13 protein-coding genes and 2 pseudogenes are annotated in these 18,424 nt (G+C 74.8%); 4 read left to right on the forward strand and 11 right to left on the reverse strand.

Going from position 1 to position 18,424, the window contains the following annotated elements; all coding sequences use genetic code 11:
* Positions 1 to 46 precede the first annotated feature (46 nt).
* The 5 genes and pseudogenes from ACZ4MO_RS16075 to ACZ4MO_RS16095 form a co-directional block, all read right to left on the reverse strand.
* Complete coding sequence (locus ACZ4MO_RS16075) at positions 47 to 1,441, reverse strand: alanine--tRNA ligase-related protein (RefSeq protein ID WP_175009301.1); 1,395 nt, start codon at positions 1,439 to 1,441, stop codon at positions 47 to 49.
* A gap of 86 nt (positions 1,442 to 1,527) precedes the next feature.
* Positions 1,528 to 1,839, reverse strand: a complete 312-nt coding sequence (locus ACZ4MO_RS16080) for a cold shock domain-containing protein (RefSeq protein ID WP_228485447.1) — start codon at positions 1,837 to 1,839, stop codon at positions 1,528 to 1,530.
* A pseudogene (locus ACZ4MO_RS16085) lies at positions 1,837 to 2,064 on the reverse strand (cold-shock protein); the annotation flags it as partial. The pseudogene ACZ4MO_RS16085 and the gene ACZ4MO_RS16080, both read right to left, overlap by 3 nt.
* 12 nt (positions 2,065 to 2,076) lie before the next feature.
* Positions 2,077 to 2,481 (reverse strand): annotated as a pseudogene (locus ACZ4MO_RS16090) (cold-shock protein); the annotation flags it as partial.
* A 105-nt stretch (positions 2,482 to 2,586) separates the two neighbouring features.
* A complete protein-coding gene (locus ACZ4MO_RS16095; protein ID WP_499279222.1) occupies positions 2,587 to 4,686 on the reverse strand; it encodes a hypothetical protein in 2,100 nt (699 codons plus the stop codon).
* 192 nt (positions 4,687 to 4,878) lie between these two features.
* Here ACZ4MO_RS16095 and ACZ4MO_RS16100 point away from each other — a divergent pair, with 192 nt between their 5' ends.
* Complete coding sequence (locus tag ACZ4MO_RS16100; RefSeq protein WP_342779591.1) at positions 4,879 to 6,135, forward strand: APC family permease; 1,257 nt, start codon at positions 4,879 to 4,881, stop codon at positions 6,133 to 6,135.
* A 60-nt stretch (positions 6,136 to 6,195) separates the two neighbouring features.
* Positions 6,196 to 7,053, forward strand: coding sequence for an META domain-containing protein (locus ACZ4MO_RS16105; RefSeq protein WP_175009304.1), 858 nt, complete (start codon positions 6,196 to 6,198; stop codon positions 7,051 to 7,053).
* Positions 7,054 to 7,138: 85 nt separating this feature from the next.
* Here the strand turns inward: ACZ4MO_RS16105 and aspA are convergent, their stop codons facing one another.
* From aspA to ACZ4MO_RS16135, 6 genes are all read right to left on the reverse strand, one after another.
* Entirely contained in the window at positions 7,139 to 8,668 is a 1,530-nt protein-coding gene (gene aspA / locus ACZ4MO_RS16110; RefSeq protein ID WP_175009305.1) for an aspartate ammonia-lyase, read from the reverse strand.
* 48 nt (positions 8,669 to 8,716) lie between these two features.
* Positions 8,717 to 10,297 carry a family 43 glycosylhydrolase gene (locus ACZ4MO_RS16115; RefSeq protein ID WP_175009306.1) on the reverse strand — a complete coding sequence of 527 codons (1,581 nt, stop codon included), beginning with the start codon at positions 10,295 to 10,297 and terminating at the stop codon, positions 8,717 to 8,719.
* A complete protein-coding gene (locus ACZ4MO_RS16120; protein WP_499279224.1) occupies positions 10,294 to 12,840 on the reverse strand; it encodes a beta-xylosidase/alpha-l-arabinosidase in 2,547 nt (848 codons plus the stop codon). Before ACZ4MO_RS16120 ends, ACZ4MO_RS16115 begins: the two co-directional genes overlap by 4 nt.
* Positions 12,841 to 12,913: 73 nt before the next feature.
* Positions 12,914 to 13,807 (reverse strand): carbohydrate ABC transporter permease, encoded by an 894-nt coding sequence (locus ACZ4MO_RS16125; protein WP_021482535.1) that lies wholly within the window; start codon positions 13,805 to 13,807, stop codon positions 12,914 to 12,916.
* Positions 13,807 to 14,835, reverse strand: coding sequence for a carbohydrate ABC transporter permease (locus ACZ4MO_RS16130; protein ID WP_108050371.1), 1,029 nt, complete (start codon positions 14,833 to 14,835; stop codon positions 13,807 to 13,809). The genes ACZ4MO_RS16125 and ACZ4MO_RS16130 overlap by 1 nt, the downstream gene beginning before the upstream one ends.
* Before the next feature lie 8 nt (positions 14,836 to 14,843).
* Positions 14,844 to 16,133 carry an extracellular solute-binding protein gene (locus ACZ4MO_RS16135; protein ID WP_175009307.1) on the reverse strand — a complete coding sequence of 430 codons (1,290 nt, stop codon included), beginning with the start codon at positions 16,131 to 16,133 and terminating at the stop codon, positions 14,844 to 14,846.
* Positions 16,134 to 16,324: 191 nt separating this feature from the next.
* On the opposite strand from ACZ4MO_RS16135, the gene ACZ4MO_RS16140 reads away from it, so the two are divergent.
* Positions 16,325 to 17,326, forward strand: a complete 1,002-nt coding sequence (locus ACZ4MO_RS16140) for a LacI family DNA-binding transcriptional regulator (protein WP_074803276.1) — start codon at positions 16,325 to 16,327, stop codon at positions 17,324 to 17,326.
* Between the two features lie 633 nt (positions 17,327 to 17,959).
* A complete protein-coding gene (locus ACZ4MO_RS16145; protein WP_034652356.1) occupies positions 17,960 to 18,379 on the forward strand; it encodes an LbetaH domain-containing protein in 420 nt (139 codons plus the stop codon).
* The last annotated feature ends 45 nt before the right edge of the window (positions 18,380 to 18,424 follow it).

The following is an 18,424-nucleotide window of genomic DNA, read 5'->3' on the forward strand; positions in this document are numbered from 1 at the left end:
CCGGCTCAACTTGAGTCCATCAGGCTCAACCTTCACGCGACCCGCACTATTCCCCGCTCGCGGCCGCCCGGGACCGCGCCTGCTGGCGCGCCCGCTGCTGCGCGTAGCCCTCCTGCCAGTCGGCGGCGAGAGCCATGTCGCGGCGGCGGACCTCGTCGACCGTCAGCTCGACGGGGAAGCCCCAGGTGTCGGCGAGCACGAACAGGTGGTCGCCCGTGACGGTCGTGCCCCGGAGCCTCTCGAGCTCTCGGAGGCCCCGGTGCACCGTGCGCCGGAAGCGCGACTCCTCGTCCCGGAGCACGCCGCTCAGCTCCTCGCGCCGGCCGACCAGGCGCGGGTAGGCGTCGCGGTACGTCTCGGCCACGACCGCGACGAGGTCGTCGACGAACCGGTCCTCCAGGCCGAGCCCGAGCGCGTGCACCACGGCCCGACGCACGAGGCGCCGCAGCACGTACCCGTGGGCCTTGTTGCTCGGCCGCACGCCGTCCGCGGCGAGGAACGTCGCGGCGCGCACGTGGTCCGCGATCACGCGGAACGGGCGCGGATCGTCCTCGTACGTGCGACCGCTCAGGTCCTCGAGCCGGTCGACCAGGGGGCGCAGCAGGCTCACGTCGAACACGTCGGGGGTCGCCGTCGCGGCGGCGGCGATGCGCTCGAGCCCGCCCCCGAAGTCGATGCTCGGCTCGTCGAGGAGGACGAAGCCCTCGCCCGTGCGGCGGTAGCGCATGAACACCTGGTTGCCGATCTCGACGAACCGTCCCCCCTCGCTCGCCGGGTGCGGCTCGCCGACGGACGGGTCGTGGAGCTCCGGGCCCAGGTCGTAGAAGACCTCCGAGTCCGGCCCGCACGGGTCGCCCACGGGCGTGCCCTCCAGGCCGCCGCCCCGGCTCCACCAGTTCTCCTCGGCGTCGTAGAGGAAGACGCGGCCGCCGCGCATGCCGTCGCGGTCGCCGTCCGCACGCGACCCGACGTCCACGACCGGCGCCTCGATGCCGTGCTCGGCGAACACCGTGACCCAGGCCTGGGCCGCCGCGTCGTCCCGAGGGATGCTGTGCTCGGACGACCCGCGGAAGCACGTGACGTAGAGGCGCGAGAGGTCGACGCCCACGAGCGCGAGGAACTCGGCGAACCACCGGACCTGACGCTCCACGTCGGCGGTCCCGAGACTCCAGTTCCCCAGCATCTCGAAGAACGTCGTGTGCCGTCGGTCGCCGACCTCGTCGATGTCCTGCGACCGCAGGCACGGCTGCGAGTCGACCAGGAGCCGCCCGGCGGCGTGCGGTCGCACGCCGAGCAGGTAGGGCATCAGCGGCTGCATGCCCGCGCCCGTGAACAGGGTCGTCGGGTCCTCCCGCAGCACCAGGGGCGCTCGCTCGATCACGGCGTGCCCCCGGGTGGCGAAGAAGTCGAGGTAGGCCGAGCGGATCTCCTGGGCGTCCATCCGTCGACCCTAGGGACGGGGACCACCGACTTCCAGGGCAATCCCCCGGCGCCCGGCGAGGACGACCGCGCCCCGCCGCCCCTCGCTCAGATCAGCTCGACGCCGTCGGCCTGCGGCCCGCGGTCGCTCTGCCGGATCTTGAACCGGACCCGGTCGCCCTCCTCGAGCTCCTCCCCGCCGCGCACGACGGACACGTGCACGAACAGGTCCTCGCCGCCGGCGTCGGGCGTGATGAAGCCGAAGCCGCGGTCGGCGTCGTACCGCGCGACCGTGCCCTCGCCGCCGCGCACGCGCCCGCCGGACGCCGGACGACCGCGGTCCGAGCCCGGGCGGCCGCGGTCGGCGCCCGGTCGGCCGCGGTCCGGCCCCGGGCGCCCGGAGCCGCCCACGAGCTGCACGTTCCGGGCGTTCGGGCCCTTGTCGCCCTCGACGACGTCGTACGTCACGCGCGCGCCCTCGGCGAGCTCGGTGAGCCCGCGGCCCAGGGCGCTGACGTGCACGAACACGTCGTCGCCGCCGCCGTCGGGAGCGACGAAGCCGAAGCCCTTGACGTCGTCGTACCAGGACACGGTGCCGTCGGCGCCGTCCGCCGCGGGCTGCGCGGCCTGCGCGCCGAGCGGCAGCAGGTGGTCCGCCTGCGGACCCTTCTCGCCCTCGACGACGAGGAACGCCACGCGCTGCCCCTCCGTGACGACGCCGCCCCCGACGATCGCCGAGCTGTGCAGGAAGATCTCGTCGCTGCGCCCGTCGGGCGTGACGAAGCCGTAGCCCTTGGCCGGCTCGTACCAGACGACGGTGCCGAGCACGCCGAGGGGCGCGTCGGCGGCGCGGTCGCCCGTGACGCGGACGCGCCGCGCCTGCGGGCCGCGGTCGCCGGTGCCCATCTCGAACTCGACGACCTGCCCCTCGCGGAGCTGCTTCGGGCCGTCGTCACCGACGATCTCGGACGCGTGCACGAACAGGTCCTCGGCCTCGTTCCCGAGGTCGATGAAGCCGAACCCTCGGTCGGCGTCGAACCATCGGACTGTTCCCTGGGGCACCTAGGACTCCTTGCATCGACAGACAGTGCTGCTCCTAGTGTCCCCGACGACGCCGCGCCCCGGCGCCGCGGGACCGCTCGGCCGGGCCTCGGCCGCGACCCGCAGCTACGGCGTCGCGGCGGGGACGGGCTTCCCCTCGTCCGCCGGGTCGTCCGCCGGGTCGTCCGTCGAGCCCTCCGCGGGGTCCGCCACGGCCGGGCGGACGTCGTGGTCCGCGGCGGACTCCTCGACCGGGACGCGCTGTGCGGCCGCCGCACGACGGCGGCGCACCACGAGCACGACCGCACCGGCGAGCGCCGCGACGACGAGCAGCACCGCGCCGATCCCCACCCACGGCGCGACGGCGGCGCGCGACGACGCGTCGTCGGCCGCGGCGGCGGCGTCGTCGAGGCGACCGGCGTCGAGCGCCGCGCGCGCGTCCGCGTTCGAGCCGTCGACGTCCAGCAAGAGGCGGCCGAGGTCGGCGAACGGGCCGCCGCCGGTGCTCGCGGCGACCGCGTCGCCGACCGTCCCGACGACCTCGACCGTGCGCGGCAGCACGGTCGCGAGCGCCGCGTACTCCTCGGCGGTGCGGGCGCCCTCGTACTGCGCGCGGACGGCGGCCGGGTCGGGCAGGCCCGCGTCCTCGGCGGCCTGCTGGACCTGGCCGGCGGTCGCGGCGGCGTCGGGCCCGATCGCCTCCCGAGCCGCGTCGGCGTCCGCGAACGCCCAGTCCGTCATCGCGGTGCGCAGCCCCGCGGGCGGGAGCCACGCGCCGTCGGCCGCGTCGAGGGCGACGTAGGCCTCGCGGGCCGGGCCCCGCGCGTCGAGCAGGGCGGTCTCCTCGGCGTCGGCGACCCAGGTGCGGTACGCCGCCTGGGCGTCGGGGACCTCGCCGCGCACCTCGACGAGGTCGAGGAAGCGACGACCGTCGGTGAGGCCGGGGCGCCCGGGCTCGCCGGGGGCGGCGTACGCGCTCTCCCCCGCGTACGCGGCCGCGACGAGCGACCCGAGCGCCTCGTCGTCGAGCCCGCCGACGAGCGCGGACACGGCGGTCCACGCCGCGGCGTACGCGTACTCCTCGGTGGCGTCGGTGCCGTCCTGCACGTCGACGTCCGCCCAGGCGACGAGCGGGAGCGCGTCCGCCGCGTCGCGCGCGGGGGCCGGGAACGTCTCGGTCGGGCCGCCGGTCTGCGCGGCCACGCGCTCCCCCACGACCTCGGCCAGACCCTCGGACACCCACCGGTCCACGAACCGGTCCCCGGCGAGCCACGCGTGCGAGAGCTCGTGGAAGAGCAGCCCGGCATCGAGGTCCTCGGGGATGACGATCTCGCCGGAGCCGCGGTCGAACCACGCGTACCCCAGCACCTCGGGCGACACGTCCTCGCGGATGCGCTCGAGGTTCCCCGGCCACGGCATCCCGACCACGCGCTCGAGCGCGGGCAGCCCGGCGGCGACCTGCTCCGCGACGAAGGCGCTCCACTCGGCGTCGCCCGGGAAGCTCTCGAGCACGAGCTCCGTCCCCGCCGCGTCGACCGTCGTCGTGTCCACCTGCGCCGGGTCCCGGAGCGAGACGAACGACCACGTGCCGAGGTCGTCGGTGCTCTCCGTCGCGCGGTGCGTCCGCGTCGTGCCCTCGAGGATCGGGGTGAACCCGTCCCACGTGCTGTCGAAGTCCATGGACGTCGGGGTGACGATCTCGACGGTGACCTGGCCCGGGTCCCCGGGCGCGCCGACGGCGAACGTCGCGTACCCCGGCCCGACGCGCGTGTACCCCTCCGAGCGGATCGGCTCGCCCGGGATCGTGTACGCCCACTCCACGGTCCGCTCGCGGCCGTAGTTGAGCGGCGAGAACGAGACCCGCGCGGCGCTCGTGGCCGGGTCCTCGGTCGGCTCGAGCGTCACGGGGAGCGTGGCGCCGCCGCTCGTCGCGGTGACGTCCGTCGCGCCCGCCGGCACGGGGATGCCGTAGGCGTCCCAGTAGTAGAAGTACTGGCCGCTGTCGGGCTGCTCGTTGCGCAGCGTGGTCGTCACCCGGACCCGGACCGGGCCGGTGCCGTCCACCTCGTAGCGCGTGTGCGACGTCTCGGACAGCCCGTTGGCCGGGTCCGCGCTCGCGACCGCCGGCACCCCCACCACGACCGCGCCCGCGAGCACGCCGACGAGCACGGCGCACGACGCCGTCCGCCCCGCACGCCGCCCGTCGCCGGACCCTCCTGAGACCACCCCTGCACCGCCGTCCTCGCCGAAGCGCACAGCCCGTCGCCCCCCGTTCGTCGGGACCGGTCGACGACGACCGGGACGGGGCACCGGCGGGAACTGTACCGGCTCCCGGGGACGCTCCCTGCCACGCCCGGGGCCGGTGCCGGGGCCGCCGTCGGACACCTCGTGGACACCTGGTCCTGGCACGCTGTGCGGGTGACCACCGCTCCCGGCCAGCCGTCGCTCGCCCGCCGTCTCGGCACGACGGACGCCGTCGTCGTCGGGCTCGCGTCCATGGTGGGCGCGGGCGTGTTCTCGGCGTTCGCGCCCGCCGCGGCCGCGGCGGGGACGGGCCTGCTCGTCGGGCTCGCCCTGGCCGCCGTCGTGGCGTACGCGAACGCGACGTCGTCGGCCCAGCTCGCCGCGCAGCACCCGACGTCCGGCGGCACGTACGTGTACGGGCGCGAGCACCTCGGCCCCTGGTGGGGCTACGTCGCGGGGTGGGGCTTCGTCGTCGGGAAGACGGCGAGCTGCGCCGCCATGGCGCTCGTCCTCGCCGCGTACGCCGCGCCGCCCGGGTGGGAGCGTCCCGCGGCCGCCGCGGCGGTCGTCGTGCTCACCGCGGTCGGCTACCGCGGCGTGACGCGCACGGCCCGCGTCGCGCGCGGGATCGTCGCGGTCGCGCTGCTCGCGATCGCGACCGCGGTCGTCGCGAGCCTCGCGGGGACGACGCCGCGGTGGTCCGCCGTCCTCGACCCCGACGGCGCGCACGGCGGCTGGTACGGCGTCCTCCAGGCCGCCGGGCTGCTGTTCTTCGCGTTCGCCGGGTACGCGCGCGTCGCGACGCTCGGCGAGGAGGTGCGCGACCCGCGCCGCACCATCCCGCGCGCGGTGCTCGTGTCGCTCGGGACGGTCGTCGTGCTCTACGCCGTCGTGGCGGTCACGCTCCTCGCCGTGCTCGGGCCCGCGCGGCTCGCCGCGTCCGCCGCGCCGCTCGCCGACGCCGTCGCCGCCGGGTCGTGGTCGTGGGCGGGACCGGTCGTGAGCGTCGGCGCGGTCGCCGCGAGCGCCGGCGCGCTCCTCGCCCTGCTGGCCGGGGTGAGCCGCACGGGGCTCGCGATGGCCCGCACCGGCGACCTGCCGGGGTGGTTCGCCGCGGTGCACCCCGTGCACCGGGTGCCGCACCGCGCGGAGCTCGCCGTCGGGGCGGTGGTCGTGGCGCTCGTGCTCACGACGGACCTGCGCGGCGCGATCGGGTTCTCGTCGTTCGGGGTGCTCGTGTACTACCTCGTCGCGAACCTCTCGGCGCTGCGCCAGACCGCACCGCACCGCTTCTACCCGCGTGCGCTCCCGGTGCTCGGCGCGCTCGGGTGCGTCGCGCTGGTCGTCACGCTCCCCGTCCCGAGCATGGTCGCGGGGGTCGTGGTGCTCGCGGTCGGCGTCGTCCTCCGGGCCGTGCGCGTCCGGTCGTAGCCTTCCGCGCTGCTCACCGTCCGGCTGCAAGACCCGCGGGCCCCGGGACACGAGCGAGGTATGAGCGGACACCGGACCGTGCGTGCGTCCGCGGCGACGATCGCCACCCTCCTGGCGGTCGGTGTCGCCGTGGGCTGCGGCGCCCCCGACAGCACGACCCCCGGGGCGCCGGGCGCGTCCGGGTCGGACCCCGTCGGGCTCGTCGGGATGTGGCGGGTCTCGGGGGCCGACGGCGAGGGCCCCGACACGTGGCTGCGGCTCGACGCCGGGCAGTACATGCTGTGGGGCGAATGCGACGCGTACGTCGAGGGCGGCTGGGAGGCGGCAGGCCGGGCCTTCGTCGCCTCGGACCCGTACGCCGCCGCGGCGGCGTGCGGTGCGGCGGGGATACCCGAGATCCCGTGGCTGCGCACGGTGGTCGCTTACGAGCCCGACGGCGAGGGCTGGCGACTGCTCGACGCGGACGGCACGGTCGTCGCCGGGCTGCAGGTCGACGGCGCCCCGGCCCCGATCCCCGACGCCGCGGAGCACTTCGCGGAAGCCCCCGAGGTGACCGACGACGTGCGGGCGGCGTTCGACGCGCCCGCTGCGCTGCCGCGCGGCCTCGCGCCTGCGGAGGTGCGGGACCTCGTCGGGCGGTGGGAGCCGGCCGGGCGCTCCTCCACCGACCCGCACGTCGTCTTCCACGAGGACGGGACGTGGTCCGGCTCCGACGGGTGCAACGGCGGGGGCGGCGCGTGGGCCCTGGACGACGGCGGTCGCCTGCTCGCGACGACGGGCCTCCAGACCCTGATGTGGTGCGAGGGAGAGAGCGTCCCGGGCTACGTCGCCTCGGCCGCCCGTGCCGGTCTGGACGGCGGCCGGCTGGTGCTCGTCGGCTCGGACGGCGCGGAGATCGCCCGTCTCGTCCGAGGCTGAGCCCCGCGCCGTCGCGAGATCGGCCCGCGCGTCCGAGATCGACCGTCAGGAGGTCGACCCGGCGACGGGCGGGCCGATCTCGGCGTCAGGACTCGGGCTCGGGCTCCGGGGGCGTGCCCGTGGCGTCGTCGGACTCGACGACGCGCGACGACTCGCCCTCCTCGCCCGCGGGCGGCAGGCCGCGCTCGTCGGGCTCGTAGTAGCGGCCGGTGTAGCGGGGGCGCAGGAAGTTCTCCGTGGTCAGCACGGCGTCGACCTGTTCGGCCGTGAGCAGGCCGTGCGCGACCACGACGTCGCGCACGGAGGCCCCGGTCCGGGCGGCCTCCGCGCCCACGAGGTCGCCGTTGCGGTGGCCGATGATCTCGTTGAGGTACGTGACGATGCCGATGGAGTCGAGCACGTGCCGGCGGCACACCTCGACGTTCGCCGTGATGCCCGTGACGCACTTGGTGCGCAGCGCGACGCACGCGTTGGTCAGCAGGTGCAGCGACTCGAACATCGACTGCGCGAGCCCGGGCTCCATGACGTTGAGCTGGAGCTGCCCGGCCTCGGCGGCGTGCGTGATCGTCACGTCGTTGCCCATGACCTTGAAGCAGACCTGGTTGACGACCTCGGGGATGACCGGGTTCACCTTGGCGGGCATGATCGACGAGCCGGCCTGGAGCTCGGGCAGGTTGATCTCGCCGAGGCCCGCGCGCGGCCCCGACGACAGCAGGCGCAGGTCGTTGCAGATCTTCGACAGCTTGGCCGCGAGCCGCTTGAGCGCGGAGTGGACGGCGAGGTAGGCGCCGTTGTCGTAGGTCGCCTCGACGAGGTTCTCGGCCGGGACGGTGTGCAGGCCGCTCACCTCGGCGAGCCGGCGCGTCGCGACCTTCGGGTAGCCGGGCGGGGTGTTGAGCCCGGTGCCGATCGCGGTCGCGCCGAGGTTGACCTCGAGCAGCAGCTCGCCCGCGACCTCGAGCCGGCGGATCTCCTCCCCGACGTTCACGGCGAACCCGGCGAACTCCTGGCCGAGGCTCATGGGGACCGCGTCCTGGAGCTGGGTGCGGCCCATCTTCAGGACGTCGGCGAACTCCGACGCCTTCTCGTCGAACGCGCGCTCGAGCCGCCGCACCTCGTGCTGGAGCCGCACGACGAGCTCGTGGACCGCGAGCCGGAACCCCGTGGGGTAGGCGTCGTTCGTCGACTGCGAGCGGTTGACGTGGTCGTTCGGGTTGATGACGTCGTAGCGGCCCTTCTCGAACCCGGCGAGCTCGAGCGCGAGGTTGGCGACGACCTCGTTGGTGTTCATGTTGACGCTCGTCCCGGCGCCGCCCTGGAACACGTCGACGGGGAACTGGTCGAGGCACCGACCGTCGCGCAGGATCGCGTCGCACGCGGCGACGATCGCGTCGGCGACGTCGCGCTGGATGGTGCGCAGCTCACGGTTCGCGAGCGCCGACGCCTTCTTGACCATCACCATGCCGCGCACCATCTCGGGGACGTCGCTCACCGTCGTCCCCGAGATGCGGAAGTTCTCCATGGCGCGGACCGTGTGGACGCCGTAGTAGGCGTCCGCCGGGACCTCCTTCGGTCCCAGCAGGTCCACCTCGGTGCGTGTCCGTTCGCTCGACATGCCCCGACCGTAGCCCGGCCGCGCGCTCCCGCACGCCCGGGCGGCGCGTCAGCCCACCGGCTCGTACACGAACCGCTCGACGCGCACGGCGGACGCGCTCGGGCGGCCCTCGCTCGTCGCGTGCACGCCGAGCCAGAGCCCGAGGAACCCGCCCGCGGCGGCGCTGTCGAGCGTGCGCCCGTCGACCGTCGCGACGTCCACGACCGGCCCGTCCGCGGGCCCGGCGACGAGCCCGTAGTCCTGCCCGCGCACGCGCAGCCCGACGACGACCGGCTCCCCGGGGGCGGCAGTCACCGTCGTCTCCCCGACCACCGCGTCCGTGCCGCCGCGCCGGTGCACCGCGACGACGCGCCGCTCGTCCCCCGGGCCGCCGTCGACGAGGAGCCGCACGTGGTCGTCCTCGGACTGCCGCACGACGACGCCCGCGCGCTCCCCCGCCACGGCCGGGGCCTGCAGGGTGACCGTCACGTCGACGTCGCGGTGCTGCTGGCGCACGCCGAGGAACGCGGGCGCGCCCGGCTCGGCGAGCGTCGTCGGGCGCACCGGGAGGTCCCAGCCCTCGCCCGCCGGGGTGGCGACGTCGCGCGGCAGGGCGCGCACCGCCGTCCAGCGCGGGTCGTCGGGGCGGACGACGCCGCTCGCCCCGCCCTGGACCTCCGTCCGGGGTGCCGGGCTCGCGAACGGGACCTCGACGGCGTCGGGCACGCGGCCCTCCCCGGGCGCGAGGACGGGCCAGCCGTCCTCCCACACGACCGGGACGAGGAACGTCTCGCGGCCGAGCGGGTAGTGGTAGCCGCCGTAGACGCGCATCGCGAGCAGCACGGCCCACCACGAGCCGTCGGGCGCCTCGACGAGGTCGGCGTGGCCCACGCCGACGACGTCCACGCCCCGCCCGAGGTGCCTGTGCGTGAGCACGGGGTTGGCCTTGTTGCCCTCGTACGGCCCCGTGACCGACGACGCGCGCGCGACGGACACCGCGTGGTGGAAGTCCGTCCCGCCCTCGGCCGCGAGCAGGTAGTACGTGCCGTCGACCTTGTACAGGTGCGGGCCCTCGGCCCACACCGCGCCGCGCACGGCCCCCGTCCACACCACGTGCTCGGGGCCGACGAGCGTGCACGTCGCGGGGTCGAGCTCGCGCACCCACACCTCGGTCTGGTGGAACCACTCCGGCTCGGGCGCGAGGCGCGTGCCGTGCAGCCAGACGCGGCCGTCGTCGTCGAAGAAGATCGACGGGTCGATCCCCGCGACCCGCTCGCCGTCCTCGACGCGCAGCCACACCGGGTCGGACCACGGCCCGGCCGGGGCCGTCGCGGTCATGACGAAGTTGCCGCCGCGGGTGTCGTCGTCCGGGTCCACGAGCGTGCACACGAGCCAGAACGTGCCGTCGTGGTGCCGCAGCGTCGGGGCGAACAGGCCGCCCGACGACCGGATGCCGTCGTAGTCGAGCTGCCCCGACCGGTCGACGACGTCCCCGACGTGCTCCCACGTCGCGAGGTCGCGGCTGCGCAGCACCGGCAGGCCGGGCAGGTACTCGAACGTCGAGGTGACGAGGTAGAAGTCGTCGCCGACGCGGCACACCGACGGGTCGGGGTTGCACCCGGGCAGCACCGGGTTCTGGACGCGCGTCATGCGCGCTCCCCCGCCTCGACGCGTGCGGACACCTCGACGGCGACGAGCCGCTCGTCCGCGGCCGTGACCTCGTGCACGGGGCCCGTGACGGCGAGCGTCGCACGCGCGGTCGCGGCGCCCGGCACCACGTGCCGCGCGGCCGGCGCGGACTCGTTGACGATCGCGCCGCCGGTCGTCGACCCGAGGTCGCCCGCACCGGGGGCGGAGTCGACGGCCGCCGCGTGCGCGCCGACCCAGACCTCGACGTCGCCCGGCTCGACCACGCGCACGAGGCGGCGGTCGGAGAACGCGAGGCGCGTCGTCGGGACGCGGAACGTCACGCGGCGCGACTCGCCCGCCGCGAGGTCGACGCGCGCGTAGCCGAGGAGCTGCGCGACGGGCCGCGGCACCGAGCCGACGACGTCGCGCGCGTAGAGCTGCACGACGTCCGTCCCCGCCGTCGCGCCCGTGTTGGTCACGGTGACCGCGGCGCGGAACGTCCCGCCCGCGGCGACGGCCGTGTCGACCTCGAGGTCCGCGTACGCGAACTGCGTGTACGACAGCCCGAACCCGAACGGCCGCACCGGCGTCGGGTCGGTGGACGTCACGTCGGACGGCCCGCCGAGCACCGGGTGGAGGTAGGTGTACGGCTGCGCGCCGCCCGCGCGGGGCAGCGACACGGGCAGGCGGCCCGACGGGTTCACCGCGCCGACGAGCACGTCCGCGACGGCGCGGCCGCCCTCCTCGCCGGGGAAGAAGCCCTGCACGACGGCGGCCGGCACGCCGCCGCGCGACGACGCCGCGTCGAGCGCCCAGCCGATCGCGTAGGGGCGGCCGGTGAGCAGCACGAGCACGACCGGCGTGCCCGTCGCGACGACCTCCTCGACGAGCCGCCGCTGCACGCCCGGCAGCTCGAGCGACTCGACGTCGTTGCCCTCGCCGACGGTGCCGCGCCCGAACAGCCCGGCCTCGTCCCCCACGACGACGACCGCGACGTCCGCGTCCCGCGCGGCGTCGACCGCGGCCGGGATCTCCGTGACGTCGTCGCCCTCGACCGCGCACCCGCGCACGTACGTCACGTCGGTGCCCGCCCCGGCGAGCGCGTCGCGCAGCGACTCGAGCACCGTCGGCAGCTCGATGCCCGCCGGGGTGCCCGGGTGGTGCGCGAGCACGTGGTTGACGAACGAGTAGCAGCCCATGAGCGCCTCGGCCGAGTCGGCGTCCGGCCCGACGACGGCGACGCGCCGCGGGGCGGCCGGCGCGCCGTCGGCCCCGGGCCGCACGAGCGGGAGCACGCCGTCGTTCGCGAGCAGCACGAGCGACTCCTGCGCGAGGCGGCGCGCGGTCGCGCGCTGGCGCGGGGTGTCGAGGTCGACGGCGGTCGGCGGCTCGTCGGCGTAGGCGCCGGGGTCGAGCAGGCCGAGCTCCTCCTTCTGGGTGAGCAGGCGCAGCACGGCGCGGTCGACCCACGCCTCGTCGAGCGCCCCCGACCGCACGCGCTCGGCGAGCGGCGCGAGGTACGCGTCGCCCGTCGGCAGCTCGACGTCCAGGCCCGCCCGGAGCGCCTGGGCCGCCGCCTCGCCGCGGTCGGCCGCGACGCGGTGCATCACCTCGAGGAACGCGACGCCGAAGTAGTCGGCGACGACGACGCCGTCGAACCCCCAGCGCCCGCGCAGCACCTCGGTGAGGTGCTCGGTGCTCGCGTGCAGCGGGACGCCGTCGACGTCGACGTACGACGCCATGACGGACCGGGCGCCGCCGTCGCGCACCGCCATCTCGAACGGCGGGAGGTAGACGTCGGCGAGCTCGCGCGGGCCCGCGCTCACGGGCGCGTGGTTGCGCCCCGCGCGGGAGCCCGAGTACCCGACGAAGTGCTTGAGCGTCGCGTGCACGCCCGCGTCCTGGAGACCGCGCACGTACGCCGTGCCGACCGTGCCGACGAGGTACGGGTCCTCGCCGACGCACTCGTCGACGCGCCCCCAGCGCGGGTCGCGCACGACGTCGAGCACGGGCGCGAGGCCCTGGTGGACGCCGAGCGTGCGCATCGACTCCCCGACCTCGCGCGCCATCTCCTCGACGAGGTCCGGGTCGAACGACGCGCCCCACGCGAGCGGCGTCGGGTACGTCGCGGCCTGCCACGCGGCGAGGCCCGTGAGGCACTCCTCGTGCACGATCGCCGGGATCCCCAGCCGCGTCTCGGTCCGCAGCCGCCGCTGCTCCGCCCACAGCCACGCCGCGCGCTCCGCCGGGTCGACGGGGCGCGTGCCGTACACGCGCGTGTAGTGCCCGATCCCGTGCTGCGTGATCTCCGCGAGCCGGCCGCCGTCGGCCTGGCCGGCCGTCATCTCCGACTGCATCGGGGCGACGGTGCCGTTCTGGTCGAGCCAGTAGCCGACGAGCTGCGCGAGCTTCTCGTCGAGCGTCATGCGGGCGTGGAGCGCGCGCACGCGCTGGGAGACGGTGGGCATCTGCGGGGGTGCGGGGCGCGGGGTCGGCGCGGGGTCGGTGCCCGGGGTCGGGCTGCCGAGGGGTGCCGTCGGGACGGCAGGGACGACGTCGGTCACGGGACCGTTCTCCTTCGGTGGTGGCCCCGTCCCGCGCACGGCGCGGGACGGGGCAGGGTGCGGACGGGCGTGGTCAGCCCTTCACGGCGCCGGTGAGGCCGCCGACGATGCGCCGCTCGAACAGCGAGAAGAAGACGAGCGCGGGGATCATCGACAGGGACGTGAAGGCGAGCACGCGGGCGGTGTCCACGGAGTACTGCGACGCGAACGCCTGCACGCCCAGCGGGAGCGTGTACGACGTCTCGTCGTTGAGGATGAAGAGCGGGAGCATGTAGCTGTTCCAGCTCGCGACGAACGCGAGGATCCCCACGGTGATGACGCCCGGCAGGGACAGCGGCACGACCATCCGGAAGAAGAAGCCGAGGCGGCTCGCGCCGTCGATCGACGCGGCCTCCTCGATCTCGCGCGGGATGGCGCGCAGGAACGGCACGAGGATGATGACGGTCGTCGGGAGGGCGAACGCGATCTGCGGGAGCACGAGGCCGCCCACGGAGTTCATCAGCCCGAGCGAGCGGATCATGATGTAGAGCGGCGTGATCGCGACCGTCATGGGGAACATCAGGCCCGCCGCGAACAGCGCGTAGAGCGCCCCGCGCCCCACGAACGAGTAGCGCGCGATGACGTAGCTCGCCATGAGGCCGAGCACCACGACGCCGAGCGTCGTCAGGAGCGCCGCGACGAGCGAGTTCCCGAGCTGCTGCCAGAACAGCGAGCTCGACAGGACCTCGACGTAGTTGACGACCTGCCACGGGTCGGGCAGGCCCGACGGGTCGGCCGTGATCTGCGCGTTGGTGCGGAACCCGCCGACGACGATGTACGCGATCGGCGCGAGGCACACGCCCACGAGCAGCCACGCGACCACGTAGGTCAGCGGGCCGCCCCGGCCGATGCCGGAGCCGCGCGGCTCCTTCGGGGTCTTGACGCCGGCGGCACGCTCGGGCGCGGGTACGGCGGTGACGGTGGCCATCACTTCTTCCCTTCCGTGATCGCGCCCTCGGTGTCACGGCGCAGGACGTACCGCTGGTACACGAGCGCCACGGCGAGGGAGATGAGGAACAGGACGACCGCGACCGCGCTGCCGTACCCGTAGTTCCCCGCGTTGCGGCCGTTCGCGACCATGTACGTCGCCATGGTCGACGTGCCGGCCGTCGAGGCCACGTACTGGCCCCAGATGATGTAGACGAGGTCGAACAGCTGGAGCGAGCCGATGATCGACAGGAACGCCCAGATCCGGACCGTCGGGCCCAGCAGCGGGAGCGTGACGTAGCGCTGCGCCTTCCAGTACGACGCACCGTCGATCGCGGCGGCCTCGCCCAGCTCGTCGGGGATGCCCTGGAGGCCCGCGAGGAAGAGGATCACGGCGAAGCCGATGTACTTCCACGTGATGATGAGCAGCAGGGTCCAGATCGCGACGTCGGGGTCGGCGAGCCAGTCGACCGAGAGGAACCCGAGGCCGATCTTCTCCAGCAGGTCGTTCACGGCGCCGGTCGTCGAGAGCATGAGGCTGAACCCCGTGCCGACGATCACCTCGGACACCACGTACGGCACGAACACGAGCACGCGGACCACCGAGCGGCCGCGCATGCGCCGGTTGAGCATGAGCGCGACGACCACCGCGACCGGGCCCTGGAGCACGAGCGACATGAGCACGATGAACCCGTTGTGCCGCAGCGCCGCGAGGAACTCGGGGTCGCGGAAGATCGTGAGGTAGTTCTCGAACCCCACGAAGTCCGTCGGCGGGCCGAAGCCCTTCCACTTGAAGAACCCGTAGTACGCCGCCATCAGCACGGGGACGATGACGAACGTGAGGAAGACGACGAGCGCCGGCCCGGCGAGCACCGCGATCTCGGCTCGCTGGCCCCAGCGGCCGCGGCGCGGGCGGCGGGCCCGCGCCGCGGCGGCCGGGGGCGGCCCTGCCACGGCGCCAGCGCCGCCCCCGGCCCGGTCCTCGGGCGTCGTCGTGCTCGGCGAGGTCTCGCCCTGGGACACGGTCATGGCTCCGGCTACTCCTTGGCCGCTGCGGCGTTCGTCGTGTCGACGATGTCCTGCGGCGTGCCCTTGCCGGCGAGCAGGTTGACCACGGAGGTGTTGAGCGCGTTGCCGACGTTCTGCCCGAACAGCGTGTCCAGCCAGACGGTGACGTACGGCGCCTCGTTGTAGGCCTCGAGGATCGAGACGAGCGCGGGCTCCGTCACGACGCCCTGCGCCTCCTTGCTCGCGGGCAGGGTGTGGAACGCGGTGGCGTACGCCTCCTGCGACTCCTTCGACATGATGAAGTTGAGGAACTCCGCGCACTCGGCGGGGGCCTGGGCCGAGCAGGAGAAGCCGTCGACGCCGCCCATCATGGCGCCGGGCTCGCCGTCACCGCCCTCGACCGCCGGGAACGGGAACCACTGCAGGTCCGCGAGCGGCTTCTCGTCCGGCGTGAGCGACGCGATGACGCCGGGGTTCCACGCGCCCATGAGCTCCATGGCCGCCTGGTGGTTCGCGATGAGGCCCGCGGACGAGCCCGCGCCCTGCTGCGCGGAGGTCGTGAGGAAGCCCTGGTTGAAGGGCTCGGTCTCGGCGAAGGCCTGGAGGTCCTCGCCGGCCTTGAGCCAGCACGGGTCGTCGAAGCTGCGCTCGCTCGCCGCCGTGTTGATGGTGTCCTGCGAGCACTCGCGCAGGGCGAAGAAGTAGTACCAGTGGGCGGCCGGCCACGCGTCCTTCGCGCCCAGCGCGATCGGCGCGACGCCCGCCGTCTTGAGCTGGTCGACGACGCCCTCGAGCTCGTCGACCGTCGTCGGGTTCGCCGTCACGCCGGCCTGCTCGAACAGGTCCTCGCTGTAGTAGACGCCGCCCGGCAGGATCGAGACCGGCATCCCGTAGACCTTGCCGTCGACCGTGAAGGCGCTGAGCGCCGCGTCGCCCACGGCCTCGCGCGTGGTGTCGTCGATCGCGTCGGTGAGGTCCATCGCCTGGCCGGCCTCCACGACGTCGGCCAGCTTGCCGCCGCCGCGCGCCATGAAGATGTCGGGCGCGTCGCCCGAGTTGAGGGCCGTCTGGAGCTTGCCGTCCATGTCCTCGTTCTGGATGGCCTGGATCTCGATCGTGACGCCGGGGTTCGCCTCCTCGAACGCCGCGACCGTCTCCTCCCAGTAGGCCTTGCCCTCACCGGTCGTGGAGTTGTGCCAGAAGGTCATCGAGACCGAGCCGTCGTCCGAGCCGGAGTCGCCTCCGCCTCCGCAGGCCGTGAGCACGAGCGTGCCCGCCAGGGCGACGGCGGTCGCCGTCAGGAGCTTTCGAGCCTTCATCGTTCCGTCCTCTTCGTCGAGTCGCACCGGGGCGCACGCTGCCTCGAGCGCGCCGGGCCGCCACCGCTGTGGGGCCGCCGGTAGCGACTCTGGCAGCCGCGACCCGGTCGTGTCAATCGTTATCGATAACGTTTTACATACGACGTGGCACGGGCCTCCGACGGCGCCCGCCAGGGGCTACTGTCATCCCCATGCGCTCCACGGGAAGAGTCACGATCGGCGACGTCGCGCGCACCGCCGGCGTCTCCGTCGCGACCGTCTCCAAGGTGATCAACGGTCGCTACGGCGTCGCGCCCGAGACCTCCCGCCACGTCCAGGCGGTCATCGACGACCTCGGGTACGAGTCGTCGATCGTCGCGAGGAGCCTGCGGAGCAGCAGGACCAACGTCATCGGGATCCTCGTCGCCGAGTTCGAGCCGTTCTCGACCGAGCTCCTCAAGGGCATCTCCGAGGCCGTCGACGGGACCGGGTACGAGCTCCTCGCCTACTCCGGCGGGCTGCGCCGCGACGACCGCGTCGGCTGGGAGCAGCGCTCCCTGTCCCGCCTCGGTGGCACCCTCATCGACGGCGCCATCCTCGTCACGCCCACCGTCGTCGCGCCCGGCAGCTCGATCCCCGTCGTCGCCGTCGACCCGCACCGCGGCCCGTCCGACCCCCCGACCGTCGACTCCGACAACCTCGCCGGCGGCCGCACCGCGACGCAGCACCTCCTCGACCTCGGCCACCGCCGCATCGGCTTCCTCGCCGGCCGCCCCGACCTCGAGTCAGCGCGCCTGCGCGAGCAGGGGTACCGCGAGGCGCTCGCCGACGCGGGCATCGCCTTCGACCCCGACCTCGTGCGCGTCGGCGGCTACCGCCCCGACCTCGCGGACTCCCCCGCGCACGAGCTCCTCTCGCTCCCCGAGCGTCCCACCGCGATCTTCGCCGCCAACGACCTGTCCGCGATCCGCACCATGGAGGTCGCCGCCGAGCTCGGCCTCCGCGTGCCCGACGACGTCTCCGTCATCGGCTTCGACAACGTGCCCGAGTCCGCGCTCACCACCCCGCCCCTGACGACCGTCGACCAGCCCATCCACCGCATGGGCACCGAGGCCCTGCGGCTCATCGTCGACCTCGTCGAGGGCCGGACGCGCGAGCCGCACGTCCGCCTCCCCACGACCCTCGTCGTCCGCGGCACCACCCGCGCCGTCTGACCCATCGGCCCGCAGGACGGCGCCGCCATCGCGCGGGAGAGCCGTGGTCCCGCGAGGTAGAGCCCTGGTCGGCCGAGGTAGAGGCGAGGTCCCGCCGAGGTAGATCCGTGGTCCCACGGGGTAGAGCCCTGGTCGGCCGAGGTAGAGCCCTAGTTCCGCGGTAGAGCCGTGGTCACACCCGACGCCGCGGGCTCGCCGCAGCATCCAGGCTGGCCGTGCCCGACGTCGGCCGGGCACCCGGGGCGGCCAGGTCGCCCGTCGGGACCGGGGGTGGGCCGACCAGGTCATCCGGGCAGCGCGAGCAGGCGGTTCCGGCGCGTCCGTCGGCCAGGACGCACCCGATCCACCTGCTCGGCACGACGGCGGTCGGTCCGCGCCCGGCGACCGTGGCGCCGCCGCGGGAGGTCGCCCGGGCGGTTCTCGCCTGCGAGAACACGAAAGGCGGGGCGACCCCCGCCGTCGGCCCGGCGACCCGGGCTCTACCTCGCGGGACCACGGCTCTACCCCGCGGGACCACGGCTCTACCCCGCGAAGCCAAGGCCCTACCTCGGCGGGGCGGCGGCGTTGGAATCCTGGGCGCCCCGTCGTCGTTATGTCATCAGTACCACTGTCGACAGACCTTGAGGAGGTCAGGTGGCCCGCCTCGCACGCCGCGTCCAGGTCGAGAACGACTTCGGCGAGATCATGCACTACGACCGTCACACCGGCGGCGGCTTCGTGTCGCCGCACGCCCGCGTCCCCGAGTCCGTGCCCGTCGGGTGGGGCACCTACGTCGAGAAGGGCGCCGTGGTGGGTCACGGCTGCCGGCTCGGCGACGGGACCTGGATCGACCGGGACGTCGTCCTCGGCCGCGACGTCCGCGTCGGCGACAACGTCCGCATCGCCCCCGAGGCACGCGTCGGCGACCGCGCCCGCGTGGGCAGCGGCGCGCGCGTCGGGCGCCGGGTGCTCGTGGAGGCCGGCGCCGTCGTCCCGCCGGACGAGATCGTGCCCGACGACGCGACCGTCCGCCGCCGGGGCGGCCTCCGCTCCGGGTACGACGTCGCCGCGTAGCCCCACTTCTCCCGGCGGGCCCCACCACCGCGGGCCGGCGGGCGT

The organism is Sphaerisporangium cinnabarinum (assembly GCF_055567015.1).

What these genes read in the sequence shown, in the direction of transcription:
- ACZ4MO_RS16075 (WP_175009301.1), bottom strand. Translation starts at nt 1,441, where the DNA reads ATGGACGCCCAGGAGATCCGCTCGGCCTACCTCGACTTCTTCGCCACC.
- ACZ4MO_RS16105 (WP_175009304.1), top strand. Translation starts at nt 6,196, where the DNA reads ATGAGCGGACACCGGACCGTGCGTGCGTCCGCGGCGACGATCGCCACC.
- aspA (WP_175009305.1), bottom strand. Translation starts at nt 8,668, where the DNA reads ATGTCGAGCGAACGGACACGCACCGAGGTGGACCTGCTGGGACCGAAG.
- ACZ4MO_RS16115 (WP_175009306.1), bottom strand. Translation starts at nt 10,297, where the DNA reads ATGACGCGCGTCCAGAACCCGGTGCTGCCCGGGTGCAACCCCGACCCG.
- ACZ4MO_RS16125 (WP_021482535.1), bottom strand. Translation starts at nt 13,807, where the DNA reads ATGGCCACCGTCACCGCCGTACCCGCGCCCGAGCGTGCCGCCGGCGTC.
- ACZ4MO_RS16130 (WP_108050371.1), bottom strand. Translation starts at nt 14,835, where the DNA reads ATGACCGTGTCCCAGGGCGAGACCTCGCCGAGCACGACGACGCCCGAG.
- ACZ4MO_RS16135 (WP_175009307.1), bottom strand. Translation starts at nt 16,133, where the DNA reads ATGAAGGCTCGAAAGCTCCTGACGGCGACCGCCGTCGCCCTGGCGGGC.
- ACZ4MO_RS16140 (WP_074803276.1), top strand. Translation starts at nt 16,325, where the DNA reads ATGCGCTCCACGGGAAGAGTCACGATCGGCGACGTCGCGCGCACCGCC.